This window comes from Sphingomonas sp. DBB INV C78 (assembly GCF_042693015.1).
In the GTDB taxonomy this organism is placed as follows: Bacteria; Pseudomonadota; Alphaproteobacteria; order Sphingomonadales; family Sphingomonadaceae; genus Sphingomonas_E.
Window position 1 is genome coordinate 2,016,593 of the sequence record NZ_CP170544.1, and the last position, 15,541, is coordinate 2,032,133.

A 15,541-nucleotide genomic window follows, 5' to 3' on the forward strand; every position below is an offset into this window, starting at 1 on the left:
ACTACTGCAGGGCCGGAGTTTCCGGCCCTGCAGCTTCGCCGTTTTCGCGCCGATCCGCTGCGCTGGAGCGGCGGCGGCCGCGCGTCCCAAGGTCCGCGCGGCCGCAATGGCGCGCTCGCCGGGCTAACGCCCGGCTCGCGATCTAAAGGGATGGTGGGTTAGTCGGTTTCGGACAGTTCAGCTTCGGCGAGTAAATCAGCCGGCGTGACGCCAAGTGGGGAGGCCAGATGAAACAAGGTCACGACCGTTGGATTACGGCGACCCCGTTCAAGATCGCTGACATATTGCTGGGTAAACCCTGACGTCTCGGCGAAGCGCTCCTGGGTAAAGCCCTTTTCCTTCCTCAATCTGGCGAAGTTCAGTCCCACGAGGCGGCGCATATCCATGCGCGGCAAGCTGGACGATACACACTATGCGGTTTATCTCATATAAGGTGTATCGACGGCCTCGCACCGCTTCATCGCTGCCAAATGTGCAACGAACGATGCGAGACTTGCGCGTACTCCGCGTCTGTATTTGATCTAGCTTGGTTAACGAAGACATGACGAGAGCGCCATGAGCACCAGCCAGTTCGCGGATCGTGCGCCGGACATATCGCACCTCACCGCCTATGATGAAAGCCATCTCGTCGATTATCTACGCCTGCTCGACGCTGCCGACGAAGGCGCAGACTGGCGTGAAGCCGCCGCCTGTATTCTCGGCGTCGATGCCGCCACCGAACCGCGCCGTGCAAAAACAATGCACGACAGTCATCTTGCGCGAGCGCGATGGATGACCGAGGTTGGCTATGCTCATCTTCTCGGGTCCGACCGACCGTTAAAGCGTTAAGATTTCGGTCCAATTCGGTTGCATTCGCTCATCTCCGGCACGGCTTTCGCGGCATGGTTGAGCGCAGCCTTCGCGCTATTCGCCCGATATTCCACAGGTGACGCTGAACTTCCTGAAATCCGCGCGGACCGCGGTTGGGAGGACGCAATGCCGACGTCACAGCGCCGGCGCCAGCGACGCGACGGCAGTCTGTCCGACGCGATCGGGCGCGCCGACATAGCCGCCGAGTTCCTTCGGCGAAACCGCACCTACCGCGCCGAACATGCGCAGATGCGTGAGCGCATCGCGAGCGGCGCCGTCGCGAAGAATGCCGCCGAAGCGGCGTTCGCGCGGCGCTGGGGGTTGTCCTTTCGCCACGGCACCGGATGACCTGTCAGAGCCGGTCGTCTGGCGCCCCGAGCTGACCGCCGTCACGGTCATCCTGGACGCCGCACCGGAGGGATTTGCGACCGCCGCCCCGGTCGATCCGCGCGCGCTCGGCGCGCTGCTCGCCGACCTGGCCGGAATCGACGGACGCCATGTCGTTGTCGCCGACGCGGCCGGCGAGCATCGGCTGTGGCTGCGCGAGGCAACGCCCGGGAGGCCGCTCGCTGCGGTCATTCCGCTCGACAAGGATTTCCTCACCCGTATCGCCAGCCTGCTGCGCTTCCACCGCCGTCTGCTCGGCCGCGTGGCGGGTCCGCTGCCGCGCGGCTGGCCGCTCACCGCCTATCGGCTCGCCCGGCTCGATCTTATGCTCCGCGCGCTCGACCTGCGCGACGGCGGTGCGACCTATCGCGAGATCGCCATCGCGCTGGGGCGTGAAGAGGCGGCGCGATTGTCCGCGAGCGACTGGAAGATGTCTTCCGCACGTTCATTTGTGGTCCGGCTGGTCCGAGACGGCATCGCGATGATGAACGGCGACTACCGCAAACTGCTCCGTATCCGCTGAGCGTTCCCCCGGGCGACGCTCCGCAAGGGGTGGTCGCATCCGTGCAGCCGCACATCTTCATACCCCACCCGGCCGCGCTGATTCTGACAATTACGTCTCCTGCCGCCACCGCCCGCAGGAGCCACCACTTGTCCGATACGCCCGCCAACCTGCCGCCCCGCTTCCTGCGCACGCCGGAAGCCGCACGCTTTCTCGGCCTCTCTGGTCGGACCCTTGAGAAGCACCGGTATTTTGGCACCGGCCCGGCCTATCGCCGCATCGGCGGCCGCGTCGTCTATTCGGTCGATGACCTGCGCGCCTGGGCCGACATAGGCATCAAACATTCGACCTCCGATCCGGGGCAGGACGACCTCATGCCGCGCGCGGATTCGGCCATCGCCCGGAGCCGGCGATGAGCGTCCCGCCGTCACCTATGCGCCACCGCCAACCTTCCGATGACGGCATGACGCGCGTCGAATTGACGTGGATCGAGAAGCGGATCGAGCACTGGATCAGGTTCGGCCGCGTCGCCGTGGACGAGATCGTCGACCGCCGCCGCCGCATCGTTCGCTTCCGTCCCGGCGCGATCTTCGCGTTCGTCCGCTGGGCGGCGAACGACTACGGGACGGTCACCTCGCGCATCGACATCGTGCGTGCGGTCGGCACCGACGAGCCCTTCACGACGCTGCCGTTCGTGCGGCCGGGCGGCGACATCCTGCTCAAGATCGAAGGCTGGCCCAAGGTTAGCCAAGTGCTCGCCGCGATCGACGCGACCGAGACCGCCGGCGTCGATCCGTGCGACGCCGCACCCGACCATTGGCGCCATGTCCACAACCGCATCGCCGCCGGACATCAGCCGCGCCCCTACACGCTGGAGCGTCATCGCGCCTGGCTCAAGCGCCGGGAGATCGAAGGATGACGCGCCGTGGATGGGCCATTGCGACGGTGTCTGTCGCATCGCTGTTCGGCGCGTCGTTCGCAGCCGTGGCGGTGTTCGACCCGCTCCCGCGCATCGTCTGGAACGCCAGCGCGAGCGCGCCGATCGGATTCTACCGGATCGAGCCGTTGCCGGATCCGCCGCACGGCGCGCTGGTCGCCGTGACGCCGCCCGCGCCGCTGGCTCGGTGGCTGGCGGCGCGCGGCTATCTCGGCGAGCGCGTGCCTCTGTTGAAGCATGTCGCGGCCAAGCCGGGGCAGCGGGTGTGCCGCATCGGCGCCGTCGTGAGCGTCGATGCGCGGCCCGTCGTCGTTGCTCGCTTGGCCGACGGCATGGGCCGCCCGCTGCCGGTCTGGCAGGGCTGCCGCACGCTGCGCGCCGGCGAGTTGCTGCTGCTCAATCCCGATCACGCCGACAGCATGGACGGCCGCTATTTCGGCCCGCTCCTGGCCTCGACCGTGCTCGGCCGCGCCATCCCGATCCTCACCCGCGATACGCCCGACGCGCCGCTCACCTGGCGCTGACCCGCTTTCCCAACTGCAACCCAAAGGAGATCATCATGCAGATCGGCAGCTTCTTCCGTACCGCCAACGGCTACGAAGGCATCATCGAGACGGCGACGCTCGACATCCGTATCTCGATCGTTCCGGCCGATCCGAGCGATGCCGACAAGGCGCCGGACTGGCGCGTCCATCGCGGCGACAACGACGAAGGGCCGGAGATCGGCGCTGGCTGGAATGAAAGCGGCGAGCGCGCCGGAGACTACGTCTCGCTGCGCATCGACGATCCCAGCTTCCCCCAGCCGATCCGCGCTGCCCTGTTCCAGAACGGCAATGACAAGTCGGCATGGTCGCTGCGCTGGAACCGCCAGCCCAAGTCGCGCGAGCAGGACTGAGTCCGTGCGCGTCGATATCATCCCTTTGTTCGCGGGAAGGCCGTCTCATCCCTTCGTCCCGCTCGATCGCAGGCCGGCCGGGGCGCGCAGCGCAGGTCAAGGGCGGCCGAAGGCCGGCGCTTCGCGCGCGCCCTTTACCGTAGCGAGCACGCTGGCAGGCTGGCGGCGGAGCGGAGTCGGATCGGCGGTTGTCGTTGCGGTCTTCCTGCTGTCCGGCGGCGCTGCGCCTGTCGCGGTGATGGCGGAGATGCCGGCCGCGCGATCGTCATCGGTCCATCCCTATGCCGGTCATGTCGCCGACGCCGCGCGGCGGTTCGGCATCCCAGAGGCTTGGATTTGGGCGGTGATGCGGGTCGAGAGCGGCGGCAATTCCCGCGCAATCTCGCGCGCCGGAGCAATGGGCCTGATGCAGATCATGCCCGCGACCTGGGCCAGTCTTCGCGCGCGCTACCGACTCGGCGCCGATCCGTTCGACGTGCGCGACAACATCATGGCGGGCGCGGCCTATCTGCGCGAGATGCACGACCGCTACGGCAACGCGAGTGCAATGCTGGCTGCCTACAATGCCGGGCCAGGCCGCTACGACGACTATCTGTCGCGCGCCCGTCCGCTGCCTCCCGAGACGCGCGCCTATCTCGCTCGTCTCGCGTCGATCACAGGCGACAGTGGCGACGTTGAGATTGCAGTTGCGCCGCTGCCCGATCCGTTCGCTTGGCGTCGTGCCGCTCTTTTCGTTCGCATTGCCACTGGCGCTCCGGATGCGACCGATGTGCAGGGCGACGATCACGAGACCGCGCCAGAACCGCAGTCCGATCGCCCTGCATCCAGCTCGTCGGGGGCGACCGATCCATCCTCCCGTGAACCGCTCGACACGCTGTTCGTGTCCCGCGCCCGCGCGGGCCGACCGCGATGACCGCCTGTCGTTTCAGATTGCCGGTTGCAATCAGGGAAGTGGCTGAAGGGGCAGGAAAAGGCCGGAAAGTGCGAGGGCAAGATATAAGCAGCGCCCCGTTCAGCCGAAAAGCCGAGGCTTTTCCGTGGCTTCACGCGGGGGCGTCGGTCGGCGCGCGTGCCGCGCGGAAGGGAAAAGCCAGCAAAATCAGCGCCTCGAATGGCACCACAGGCCATTTTCGGCGGAAAGCGGCCCGGCTGTGAGCGAGGACAGCGAGTTCCGCGTCCGGCCGGGCAAGGCCAAGCGCAGCAAGGCGCAGGGCCGCAATGCCCGCAGTCTGGTCGCCGAGGTGCTGCGCGTTGCCGCAATCCACAGCGGCGGCCGGCGCGGCGGCGCCAGCGGCGCGCGCCGGGGTGCGCAATCGACCTTCGGGCGGGGACGCACCGCCTTCGCCCGCAGTCGCCTGTTCGGCTCGGGCCGGCGCGTCATGGTCAAGATGCTGCCCGTGACCACCCGCAGCCGGGGTGGCCGGCGCTCGGCGCCGCTGTCCGCGCACGTCGCCTATTTGAAGCGCGAGGGCGTCACACGCGACGGTTCGCCGACGCGGATGTTTGATGCGGACGGAGACCGTGCCGACGAACGCGGCTTCACCGAGCGATGCCGGGACGACCGGCATCATTTCCGCATCATCGTCTCGCCCGAGGACGCGGCCGAGCTGATCGACCTGCGCGAATACACGCGCGACCTCATGTGTCAGATGGAGGCGGACCTTGGGACGCGGCTCGATTGGGTCGCGGTCGATCACTGGAACACCGACAATCCGCACGTCCATCTGCTCGTGCGCGGTGTTACCGATCAGGGCGCCGATCTCGTCATCTCCCGCGACTACATCAGCCACAATCTCCGCTCGCGCGCGCAAGACCTGGCCTTCGCCGAGCTTGGGCCGAGGCCCGAACATGAGGTCCAACGCGCGCTCGACCGTGAGGTGACGGCGGAACGCTGGACCCGGCTCGATACCGAGATCCAGCGTTCCGCCGACGAGCTGGGCGTGATCGACCTGCGCCCCGAGCGCCCCGGCCCGGACGATCCACGGCTCCGCCGGTTGATGGTCGGTCGGTTGCAGCATCTGGAGACGATGGGTCTCGCGGCCGAGGGCGAACCGGGTCAATGGGCGGTCGCGGAGGGCGCGGCGGGAAAGCTGCGCGAGCTGGGCGCGCGCGGCGACATCATCCGCACGATCGGCGCGGCGCTCAAGGATCGGGGGCAGGACCGGCCGCTCGACAGTTACGCGGTGGTGAGCGGCGCGCCCGAGAAGCCGATCGCCGGCCGGCTGATCGACAAGGGGTTGCACGACGAGCTGACCGGCACCGCCTATGCCGTGATCGACGGCACAGACGGGCGCACCCACCATGTTCGCCTGCCGGGCATCGAGGCGCTGGAGCATAGCCCCAAGCTCGGCGGCATCGTCGAGCTGCGCGGCGTCGGCCGGCCCGGCGAGGAGAAGCCGACGCTGGTGCTCGCCACGCGGTCGGACATAGACCTTGCCGCGCAGGTGAAAGCGCCCGGCGCGACCTGGCTTGACCATCGCCTGATCGAGCGTGGTGCCAGCGTTGCGGACGGCGGGTTCGGCGCCGAGGTGCGCCGTGCGATGGACGCGCGCACCGACCATCTTGTCCGCGAAGGGCTGGCGCGCCGGTTCGGCGAGCGGACGATGTTCGAGCGCGGGATGCTCGACACGCTCCGCAAGCGCGAACTGGACGCGGTTGGGGCGAAGATCGCGGGGGAAACCGGGCTTGTCCATCGCCCCGCCGCGTCCGGCGAGAAGATCGCCGGCGTCGTGCGCCAGCGCCTCGCGCTCGCGTCCGGCCGCTTCGCCATGATCGACGATGGCTTGGGTTTTCGCCTCGTGCCGTGGGCCAGCACCCTCGAACAGCAACTCGGCCGCCAGGTGTCCGGCGTCGTCCGCGCCGGCGGCGGCGTCGACTGGACGCTCGGCCGTAATCGCGGCCTCGGCATCTGAATCAGGAGACCTCCATGTCCGCGACCAAAATCCTCTGGGGCCAGCTCATCGTCGTGTTTCTGATCGTGCTCGCCGGCATATGGGGCGCGACGCAGTGGACCGCCGCAGCGCTCGCCTACCAGCCCGAGCTGGGGCCGCCGTGGTTCGAGGCGTTAGGGTTGCGGGTCTATCCGCCGCCGGCTTTCTTCTGGTGGTGGTTCAGCTTCGACGCCTACGCGCCCGACATCTTCAAGACCGGCGCGTTCATCGCAGCATCGGGCGGGTTCGCGTCGATCGCCGTCGCCATCGGCATGTCGGTGTGGCGCGCCCGTGAATTGAAAAACGCCGAGACCTACGGGTCTGCGCGCTGGGCGACGGAGCGCGAGGTTCGCGGCGCCGGACTGCTCGGGCCGAACGGCGTCGTGCTCGGCAGGCTCGCCCGCGACTATCTGCGCCACGACGGCCCGGAGCATGTGCTGTGCTTCGCCCCAACGCGCAGCGGCAAGGGCGTCGGCCTGGTCGTGCCTTCGCTGCTGACCTGGCCGGCGTCAGCAATCGTCCACGACATCAAGGGCGAGAACTGGACGCTAACCGCCGGCTTCCGGGCGCGCTACGGCCGCGTGCTGCTGTTCGATCCGACCAATGCCGCGTCGGCCGCCTACAATCCGCTGCTGGAGGTGCGCCGAGGCCAGTGGGAAGTGCGCGACGTGCAGAACGTGGCGGACGTGCTGGTCGACCCCGAAGGCTCGCTGGAGCGTCGGAACCACTGGGAGAAAACCTCCCATTCGCTGCTGGTCGGCGCGATCCTCCACGTCCTCTACGCCGAGCCCGACAAGACGCTGGCTGGGGTCGCGGGGTTCCTGTCGGACCCATCGCGCACGATCGAGCAGACGCTGGCGGCGATGATGGCGACGCCGCACCTCGGCGAAGCCGGCGTCCACCCCGTCGTCGCCTCGGCCGCGCGCGAGCTGCTGAACAAGTCGGATAACGAGCGATCGGGCGTGCTCAGCACAGCAATGTCCTTCCTCGGCCTCTACCGCGATCCTGTCGTGGCGCAGGTCACGCGGGCGTGCCAGTGGCGCATATCGGATATGGTCGAGGGCGAGCGGCCGGCGACGCTCTACCTGGTCGTCCCGCCCAGCGACATCTCGCGCACCAAGCCGCTGATCCGCCTCATCCTCAACCAGATCGGGCGCCGGCTGACAGAGGAGCTGACCCCGAACGGCAACCGCCATCGCGTGCTCTTGATGCTTGACGAGTTTCCGGCGCTCGGCCGGCTCGACTTCTTCGAGTCCGCGCTGGCGTTCATGGCCGGCTACGGATTGAAGGCGTTCCTGATCGCGCAGTCGCTCAATCAGATCGAGAAGGCTTACGGCCCTAACAACGCGATCCTCGACAACTGCCATGTCCGCGTGAGCTTCGCCACCAACGACGAACGCACCGCCAAGCGCGTGTCGGATGCGCTCGGCACCGCGACCGAGATGCGGGCGATGAAGAACTATGCCGGGCATCGCCTGTCGCCGTGGCTTGGGCATTTGATGGTGTCGCGGTCGGAGACTGCCCGTCAGCTCCTCACGCCTGGCGAGGTGATGCAACTCCCGCCCGACGACGAGATCGTCATGGTGGCGGGCGTCCATCCGATCCGCGCAAAGAAGGCGCGCTACTTCCGCGATGCACGCTTCGCGGAGCGGATCATGGCGGCACCCGAACCGGCTGTTGGCGCAGTCCGGCCCGACGACTGGACAGGACGCGCGGTCGCCGCCGATCCCGCCGACGTGGCGCGGATCGTGCGCGCGCAAGAGGACGCCGCCAATGGCGGGCTGCGCCGTGAGCCCGAACTGCCCGAGCATGTCGCCATCGCACCTGAGACGACAGCGCCGCCCGCCCAGGAGTTCGCAATCGTGGACGACGATGCCGATGACGCCGCGCGACAGGCGGCTGTGCGCCGCCGGATGCAGGGGCTCGCGCGGCAAGCGTCGCTCGATCCCGGCGACGGCATCGAGCTGTAGGAGGCCGAGATGCGCACCCGGCTGAATGTCTATTTTCCGCCCGCACTCGCCAAACAGGTCGACGAACTGGCGATCCGACGGCGCATATCACGCTCGGCCATCGTTGAGGCGGCGGTAGCGTCCTACCTGTCACCGGACGGCGCCGACCGGATGGAGGCGGCGTTTGCGCGCCGGCTTGATCGGCTGACCCGCCAGGTGCAGCGGCTGGAGCGCAATACCGGCCTCACGACCGAGGCGCTGAGCCTGTTCGTCCGGTTCTGGCTGTCGGTGACGCCCCCGTTGCCCGACGAGGATCAGGCCGCAGCGCAGGTGAAGGGGCGCAAGCGCTACGAGGGGTTTGTCGAGACGCTGGGCCGGCGCTACGCCAGCGGCAAGTCCTTGATAGACGAGATACCGGAAGACGTCTGGCCGCGCGCAACATCGTCCGAGTCGGATTGAATAGCCGCGCCCAGCTTGTTTTAGTCAGAAGGCATCGTCGCCGACGGCATCGTATCTACCGCCCCCTCTACTACGCCGGCAACTAGCTGTTGCGACGCGGATATTTCTGGCTCTCTTGCTGTGCTCCTGACGCCGGGCGGCGGTTCGCCCGGTCCAATCCAGGGGCCAGTTGTTGACCGCTTACTCACTCCGATCCGAGGCTCGATCACGCGGCGCGCGGATGTTGCGCACAGCGCTGGGGCCATCGATCGCGGCTTGGCTGGAAGACCCTGCCGTCATCGAGGTGATGTTGAACCCGGACGGCAAAGTTTGGGTCGATCGGCTGGGCGAAGGCATCAGCGACACCGGCGAGTTGCTGACCGCTGCTGACGGCGAACGCATTGTCCGCTTGGTCGCACACCATGTCGGCGTCGAGGTTCACGCCCGGAGCCCCCGCGTTTCGGCCGAACTGCCGGAGGGCGGCGAGCGGTTTGAAGGGCTGTTGCCGCCCGTCGTCGCCGCGCCGGCCTTCGCAATCCGTAAGCCCGCCGTCGCGGTGTTCACGCTCGACGACTATGCTGCGGCCGGAATCATGTCGGCGGTTCACGCCGAGTCGCTGCGGCACGGCGTCGAAACCCGCGCCAACATTCTCGTCGCTGGCGGAACCGGCAGCGGCAAGACCACGCTGGTCAACGCGCTCCTGGCCGAAGTCGCCAAGACCTCCGACCGCATCGTCCTGATCGAAGATACTCGCGAGCTGCAATGCGCCGCGCCCAACCTTGTCGCCATGCGGACCAAGGATGGCGTCGTCTCGCTGTCCGACCTCGTGCGATCCTCGCTGCGGCTGCGCCCTGATCGCATCCCGATAGGCGAGGTGCGCGGCGCTGAGGCGCTGGACCTCCTCAAAGCCTGGGGGACCGGGCACCCCGGCGGCATCGGAACGATCCACGCCGGCACGGCGCTCGGGGCGCTCCGCCGCATGGAGCAGCTCATTCAGGAGGCCGTCGTCACGGTCCCGCGCGCGCTGCTGGCCGAGACCATCGACCTGATCGCCGTGCTCGTCCGCGACGGGCACGGCCGTCGCCTTGCCGAGCTGGCCCGTGTCGAAGGGCTCGATCCCACGACCGGCGACTACCGCTTCACTTCGCTTTCCACCACCCAACTAGGAGACCTGCCATGATCCATGCCATCCGGCATGGCGCACGCCGCGCCATGCTCGCCGCCACCGCCAGCATCATCGCGCTGACATTCGCCGTTCCGGCCCATGCTGGCGGTTCGTCGATGCCGTGGGAAGCCCCGCTGCAAAGCATCCTCGAATCCATCGAAGGTCCGGTGGCGAAGATCGTCGCGGTCATAATCATTATCGTAACCGGCCTGACGCTGGCCTTCGGCGACACGTCGGGCGGCTTCCGCCGACTGATCCAGATCGTCTTCGGCCTGTCGATAGCCTTCGCGGCCAGTTCCTTCTTCCTCAGCTTCTTCAGCTTCGGCGGCGGGGCGCTGGTCTGATGGACGCCCCAGATGGCCTTGGCTCGCCGATCGCGGGTTTTTACGCTCCCGTCCACCGGGCGCTGACCGAGCCGATATTACTGGGCGGCGCCCCCCGGTCGCTCGCCATCGTCAACGGCACGCTGGCCGGCGCGATCGGCCTCGGCCTGCGCCTCTGGATCGCCGGCCTCGTCATCTGGGGGATCGGCCATGCGCTGTCCGTTTGGGCGGCACGCCGTGACCCGCAATTCGTGGACGTGGCCCGCCGCCACCTCCGTTACCCGAGCTGGATACAGCCATGATGAGCTTGCGCGAATACCGCAACAAGGCGGCGCACCTCGCCGACTTCCTGCCCTGGGCCGCGCTGGTCGGCGAAGGGATCGTGCTCAACAAGGACGGATCGTTCCAGCGCACCGCCCGCTTTCGCGGCCCCGATCTCGACAGCGCCACGCTGGCCGAACTGGTGGCGACGACATCGCGGCTGAACAACTCACTCCGCCGGCTCGGCTCCGGTTGGGCCATCTTCGTCGAGGCGCAGCGCACGCCAGCGCTCGACTATCCCGACGCAGCCTTCCCCGATCCGGTCTCGGCATTGGTCGAGATGGAGCGGCGCGAACAGTTCCGTGAGGAGGGAGCCCACTTCGAGAGCGCCTATTATCTGACGCTGCTGTGGATGCCGCCCGCCGAAGAAGCGGCGCGCGCGGAAGGCTGGCTTTACGAGGGCCGGTCAACTTCCGGCGTCGATCCGTGGGAACTGCTCAAGGGCTTCACCGACCGCAGCGACCGTGTGCTCAATCTGGTCGAAGGCTTCGTGCCCGAGGTCCGCTGGCTCGATGACGCCGAGACGCTGACCTATCTGCACAGCACGGTTTCGACGCGGCGCCAGCGCGTGCGCGTGCCCGAGACGCCGATGCACCTCGACGCGCTGCTCGCCGACGAGCCGCTAACTGGCGGGCTAGAGCCGCGTCTCGGCGACCATCATCTCCGCACGCTCACCATCATCGGATTCCCGAGCGCCACCTTTCCGGGTCTGCTCGACGAGCTGAACCGGCTCGCTTTCGAGTATCGCTGGTCAACCCGGGCGATCATGCTCGACAAGACCGACGCGACCAGGCTGCTCACCCGCATCCGTCGCCAGTGGTTCGCCAAGCGCAAATCGGTCGTCGCCATCTTGAAGGAGGTGATGACCAACGAGGCGAGCACGCTGCTCGACAGCGACGCTTCGAACAAGGCGGCCGATGCCGATACCGCCCTGCAGGAACTGGGCGCCGACTATGCCGGCATGGCCTACGTCACCGCCACGGTGACGGTATGGGACCGCGATCCGGCTATTGCAGCGGAGAAGCTGCGGCTCGTGGAGAAGGTCATCCAGGGCCGCGACTTCACCGTGATCCCCGAGGGGATGAACGCGATCGAGGCCTGGCTGGGGAGCTTGCCCGGCCACACCTACGCCAACGTCCGCCAGCCCCCGGTTTCCACCATCAATCTCGCCCACCTGATCCCCCTGTCAGCGGTATGGGCGGGGCCGGAACGGGACGAGCACTTCGGGCACCCCCCCTTGCTCTACGGCAGGACCGAAGGCTCGACCCCGTTCCGGTTTTCCCTTCATGTCGGCGACGTCGGCCATACGTTGATCGTCGGCCCGACCGGCGCCGGCAAGTCGGTGCTGCTCGCGCTGATGGCGATGCAGTTCCGCCGCTATGAGGGCTCCCAAGTCTTCGCCTTCGACTTCGGCGGCAGCATCCGCGCCGCCGCGATCGGCATGGGCGGGGACTGGCAGGATTTGGGCGGCATGTTGGCCGACGAGGCGGAGACGGGCGTCCAGCTCCAACCGCTGGCCCATATCCACGACCCCGCCGAGCGCGCCTGGGCGGCCGAATGGCTGGCGGCGATCTTGGCTTCCGAAGGCGTCGCGGTCGATCCGCAGGCCAAGGAGCATATCTGGTCGGCGCTCGGCTCGTTGGCATCGGCACCGATCAGCGAACGCACGCTCACCGGCCTGGCCGTCCTACTGCAATCACAGCAGCTCAAGCAGGCGATTGCTCCTTACTGCATCGGCGGCCCGTGGGGCCGGCTGCTCGACGCCGAGGCCGAGCGTCTCGGCGAGGCATCGGTCCAAGCGTTCGAGACCGAAGGCTTGGTCGGCGCCGGGTCGGCCGCGGCGGTACTGTCCTATCTGTTCCACCGGATCGAAGGCCGGCTGGACGGCTCGCCGACGCTCATCATCATCGACGAGGGCTGGCTGGTCCTAGACAGCCCCGACTTCGCCGCGCAGCTCCGCGAGTGGCTCAAGACGCTCAGGAAGAAGAACGCCAGCGTCGTCTTCGCAACCCAGAGCCTCGCCGACATCGAAACGTCGAACATCGCGCCGGCCATCATCGAGAGCTGCCCAACGCGGATATTCCTGCCCAACGAGCGCGCCGCCGAGCCGCAAATCGCGGCCATCTACGCACGATTCGGGCTCAACGAGCGTCAGATCGAAATTCTCAGCCGGGCGACGCCCAAGCGCGACTATTACTGCCAGTCGCGGCGCGGCAACCGGCTGTTCGAGTTGGGGCTTGGCGAGGTCGCGCTGGCGTTCGCCGCCGCCTCTTCCAAGACCGATCAGCTCCGCATCGCCGAGCTGGTCGAGACCCACGGCCGCGAGCACTTCGCCGCCGAATGGCTGCGCCATCGCGGCTGCGCCTGGGCGGTCGAGCTTCTTCCCGAACCCCAACCCGATCCGCTGGCCGGCCGCCGGGAAGATACCGGCCAGCTCCCCCTTGCCTTGAAGGACATGGCCCCATGAAGAGCTCCATCCTACGCCGCGCCGTGCTGGCCGGCGCCATCGCCACATCGAGCATGATCGGCATCACCGCCGCCACGCCGGCGCACGCCCAGTTCGGCGGCATCGTCTATGATCCGACCAACTATGCGCAGAACGTGCTGACGGCCGCCCGGTCGCTCCAGCAGATTAATAATCAGATCCAGCAAATCCAGAACCAGGCGACGAGCCTCATCAACGAGGCGCGCAATCTAACCTCGCTGCCGTTCAGCTCGCTCCAGCGGTTGCAGCAACAGGTGCAGCGCACCCTGCAGCTTCTCGGCGAAGCGCAGCGCATCGCCTATGACGTGCAGAACGTCCAACAGGCATTCAGCAACCGCTACAAGGGGGCGGCTCTCACCGGCACCCACGCGCATATGGTCGCCAATGCCAATGCGCGCTGGGAGGATAGCGTCGGCGCGTTCGAGGATGCGTTGCGCGTTCAGGCGGGCGTGGTCGGCAATATCGACGGCGCGCGCACGACGATGGACGGCCTGGTCTCGTCCAGCCAGTCGGCGACGGGCGCGCTTCAGGCCGCGCAGGCGGGCAACCAGCTTCTCGCGCTGCAATCGCAGCAGCTCGCGGACCTGACGGCGCTGCTTGCCGCGCAGGGCCGGGCACAGGCGCTGGATTCCGCACGCAACGCGGCGGTCGAAGCCGAAAGCCGCGAACGGCGCCGCCGCTTCCTGACGCGGTCCACTGGCTACCAGCCGGGCAACGCAAGCATGTTCCGCGACTGAGCCGATGGACACCAAGCTCCTCGCGCGCATCGGCGCCATCATCTTCATTGCCATCGCCATCACGATGACGGCGATCGAGATGAGCCGCTCGCCTGATCCCGGGCGCGACGAGCCGGCGACCGTCGCCGACACTTCGGCGACGGTCGACCCGCTGCTGATCGAGCTGCGCCGCTGTCAGTCGCTTGGACAAGCTGGCGCGAGCGATTCCGCTTGCCTGCGCGCCTGGACCGAGAACCGCCGCCGGTTCCTGGCGCCCGGCGCGCGTCCCGCCGCCCGCATCGCCGAAGACGCTTCGGCACAGGAGAACTGACATGGGCGGCACCGGCGTCGTCGATCGCTTTCTGGATGTCTTCACCCGCTACATCGACAGCGGATTCGGCCTGCTCGGCGGCGAGGTGGCGTTCATCGCCACGACGCTGATCGTCATCGACGTGACCCTGGCCGCGCTGTTCTGGACCTGGGGCGAAGGCGACGACATCATCGCGCGCCTCGTCAAAAAGACGCTGTTCGTCGGCATTTTCGCCTACATCATCGGCAACTGGAACAGCTTGGCGCGGATCGTCTTCGAGAGCTTCGCCGGCTTGGGGCTAAAAGCGTCCGGCACCGGCTTCACCGCCGCCGAGCTACTACAGCCCGGCCGCGTCGCTCAGGTCGGCTTGGAGGCCGGCGAACCCATCCTCCAGTCGATCTCTGACCTGATGGGCTGGGTCGCCTTTTTCGAGAACTTCATCCAGGTCGCGGTGCTGTTGTTCGCGTGGGTGCTCGTTATCCTCGCCTTCTTTATCCTGTCGATCCAGCTTTTCATCACGCTGATCGAGTTCAAGCTGGCGACGCTCGCCGGTTTCGTGCTCATCCCCTTCGGCCTGTTCGGCAAGACGGCCTTCATGGCCGAGCGGGTGCTGGGGCTGGTCATCTCGTCGGGCGTCAAGGTGCTGGTGCTCGCCGTTATCGTCGGCATCGGCTCGACACTGTTCGACGAGTTTCGCGCCGGCTTCGGCGGCGCGCAACCGAGCATCGAGGACGCGATGGCGGTGGCGCTTGCCTCTCTCTGCTTGCTCGGCCTCGGCATCTTCGGGCCGAGCATCGCCAACGGCATCGTTTCGGGCGGCCCCGCGCTGGGCGCCGGCGCTGCGGCCGGAACCGTGCTCGCGGCCGGTGGCGCCCTGGTCGGCGGTGCGGCCGCCGCCCGTCTTGGCGCTGGCGCGATGGCTGGAGTCGTTGGCGGTGCGGCCCGAGGCGCGGCCTTTACGTCCGGCGCCGCCAACAGCGCCTATGCCCTTGGCTCCGCCGGAAAGACCGGCGGGGCCGCCGCAGCGGGCGGCGCGGCAGGCGTCGGCAAAGCCGCCGTCGGCGCGGCCATGTCCCCGCTGCGCAAGGCCGCGGCCTCGCTCAAGGACAGCTACCGCTCGGGCGGCCGGGCGGCCGTCACCGCCACCGGTGGCACTATCTCAGGCGGCAGCGGAGCACCGTCGCCGGAGGCTTCCGGCAGCTCGCCCGCGTGGGCCGCCGCGATGAAGCGCCGCCAGACCATGACCCACGGCGCGACCGTCGCCGCCCACACGCTGCGCTCCGGCGACGGCGGGGGCAGCGGCGCATCGGTCGATGTCAGCCAGAAGGATTGAT

At 67.9% G+C, this 15,541-nt stretch carries 19 protein-coding genes; 18 read left to right on the top strand and 1 reads right to left on the bottom strand.

Annotated features, from left to right (window positions below; genetic code table 11):
* Positions 1–158: 158 nt before the first annotated feature.
* Positions 159–386 (bottom strand): helix-turn-helix domain-containing protein, encoded by a 228-nt coding sequence (locus ACFB49_RS09630; RefSeq protein ID WP_380878879.1) that lies wholly within the window; start codon positions 384–386, stop codon positions 159–161.
* A 169-nt stretch (positions 387–555) separates the two neighbouring features.
* Here ACFB49_RS09630 and ACFB49_RS09635 point away from each other — a divergent pair, with 169 nt between their 5' ends.
* From ACFB49_RS09635 to trbL, 18 genes are all read left to right on the top strand, one after another.
* Positions 556–828 carry a DNA -binding domain-containing protein gene (locus ACFB49_RS09635; RefSeq protein WP_380878881.1) on the top strand — a complete coding sequence of 91 codons (273 nt, stop codon included), beginning with the start codon at positions 556–558 and terminating at the stop codon, positions 826–828.
* A gap of 216 nt (positions 829–1,044) precedes the next feature.
* Positions 1,045–1,197, top strand: coding sequence for a transcriptional regulator domain-containing protein (locus tag ACFB49_RS09640; protein WP_380879909.1), 153 nt, complete (start codon positions 1,045–1,047; stop codon positions 1,195–1,197).
* The gene (locus ACFB49_RS09645; protein ID WP_380878883.1) at positions 1,136–1,759 is read left to right on the top strand and encodes a DUF2285 domain-containing protein; all 624 of its coding nucleotides are present in this window, start codon (positions 1,136–1,138) and stop codon (positions 1,757–1,759) included. The genes ACFB49_RS09640 and ACFB49_RS09645 overlap by 62 nt, the downstream gene beginning before the upstream one ends.
* A gap of 128 nt (positions 1,760–1,887) precedes the next feature.
* Entirely contained in the window at positions 1,888–2,154 is a 267-nt protein-coding gene (locus tag ACFB49_RS09650; protein WP_167954218.1) for an AlpA family transcriptional regulator, read from the top strand.
* On the top strand, positions 2,151–2,657 hold the full coding sequence (locus ACFB49_RS09655) for a DUF2840 domain-containing protein (protein WP_380878885.1): 507 nt from the start codon (positions 2,151–2,153) through the stop codon (positions 2,655–2,657). The genes ACFB49_RS09650 and ACFB49_RS09655 overlap by 4 nt, the downstream gene beginning before the upstream one ends.
* Positions 2,654–3,199: a S26 family signal peptidase gene (locus tag ACFB49_RS09660; protein ID WP_380878887.1), complete on the top strand. Its 546-nt coding sequence runs from the start codon at positions 2,654–2,656 to the stop codon at positions 3,197–3,199. The genes ACFB49_RS09655 and ACFB49_RS09660 overlap by 4 nt, the downstream gene beginning before the upstream one ends.
* Positions 3,200–3,234: 35 nt before the next feature.
* Positions 3,235–3,570 carry a DUF736 domain-containing protein gene (locus ACFB49_RS09665; protein WP_380878889.1) on the top strand — a complete coding sequence of 112 codons (336 nt, stop codon included), beginning with the start codon at positions 3,235–3,237 and terminating at the stop codon, positions 3,568–3,570.
* 4 nt (positions 3,571–3,574) lie between these two features.
* Entirely contained in the window at positions 3,575–4,483 is a 909-nt protein-coding gene (locus ACFB49_RS09670; RefSeq protein ID WP_380878891.1) for a lytic transglycosylase domain-containing protein, read from the top strand.
* A gap of 238 nt (positions 4,484–4,721) precedes the next feature.
* A complete protein-coding gene (locus tag ACFB49_RS09675; protein ID WP_380878893.1) occupies positions 4,722–6,482 on the top strand; it encodes a relaxase/mobilization nuclease domain-containing protein in 1,761 nt (586 codons plus the stop codon).
* A gap of 14 nt (positions 6,483–6,496) precedes the next feature.
* On the top strand, positions 6,497–8,470 hold the full coding sequence (locus ACFB49_RS09680) for a conjugal transfer protein TraG (protein WP_380878895.1): 1,974 nt from the start codon (positions 6,497–6,499) through the stop codon (positions 8,468–8,470).
* Between the two features lie 9 nt (positions 8,471–8,479).
* The gene (locus ACFB49_RS09685) at positions 8,480–8,908 is read left to right on the top strand and encodes a CopG family transcriptional regulator (RefSeq protein ID WP_380878897.1); all 429 of its coding nucleotides are present in this window, start codon (positions 8,480–8,482) and stop codon (positions 8,906–8,908) included.
* Positions 8,909–9,128: 220 nt separating this feature from the next.
* Positions 9,129–10,067, top strand: coding sequence for a P-type conjugative transfer ATPase TrbB (trbB, locus tag ACFB49_RS09690; RefSeq protein ID WP_380878899.1), 939 nt, complete (start codon positions 9,129–9,131; stop codon positions 10,065–10,067).
* The gene (locus tag ACFB49_RS09695; protein ID WP_380878901.1) at positions 10,064–10,396 is read left to right on the top strand and encodes a TrbC/VirB2 family protein; all 333 of its coding nucleotides are present in this window, start codon (positions 10,064–10,066) and stop codon (positions 10,394–10,396) included. Before trbB ends, ACFB49_RS09695 begins: the two co-directional genes overlap by 4 nt.
* The gene (locus ACFB49_RS09700; RefSeq protein WP_380878903.1) at positions 10,396–10,677 is read left to right on the top strand and encodes a VirB3 family type IV secretion system protein; all 282 of its coding nucleotides are present in this window, start codon (positions 10,396–10,398) and stop codon (positions 10,675–10,677) included. Before ACFB49_RS09695 ends, ACFB49_RS09700 begins: the two co-directional genes overlap by 1 nt.
* Positions 10,674–13,163 (top strand): conjugal transfer protein TrbE, encoded by a 2,490-nt coding sequence (trbE, locus tag ACFB49_RS09705; RefSeq protein WP_380878905.1) that lies wholly within the window; start codon positions 10,674–10,676, stop codon positions 13,161–13,163. Before ACFB49_RS09700 ends, trbE begins: the two co-directional genes overlap by 4 nt.
* Positions 13,160–13,918, top strand: a complete 759-nt coding sequence (gene trbJ, locus ACFB49_RS09710) for a P-type conjugative transfer protein TrbJ (RefSeq protein ID WP_380878907.1) — start codon at positions 13,160–13,162, stop codon at positions 13,916–13,918. Before trbE ends, trbJ begins: the two co-directional genes overlap by 4 nt.
* Positions 13,919–13,922: 4 nt before the next feature.
* Entirely contained in the window at positions 13,923–14,228 is a 306-nt protein-coding gene (gene trbK-alt / locus ACFB49_RS09715) for a putative entry exclusion protein TrbK-alt (RefSeq protein WP_380878909.1), read from the top strand.
* A 1-nt stretch (position 14,229) separates the two neighbouring features.
* Entirely contained in the window at positions 14,230–15,540 is a 1,311-nt protein-coding gene (gene trbL / locus ACFB49_RS09720) for a P-type conjugative transfer protein TrbL (RefSeq protein ID WP_380878911.1), read from the top strand.
* The last annotated feature ends 1 nt before the right edge of the window (position 15,541 follow it).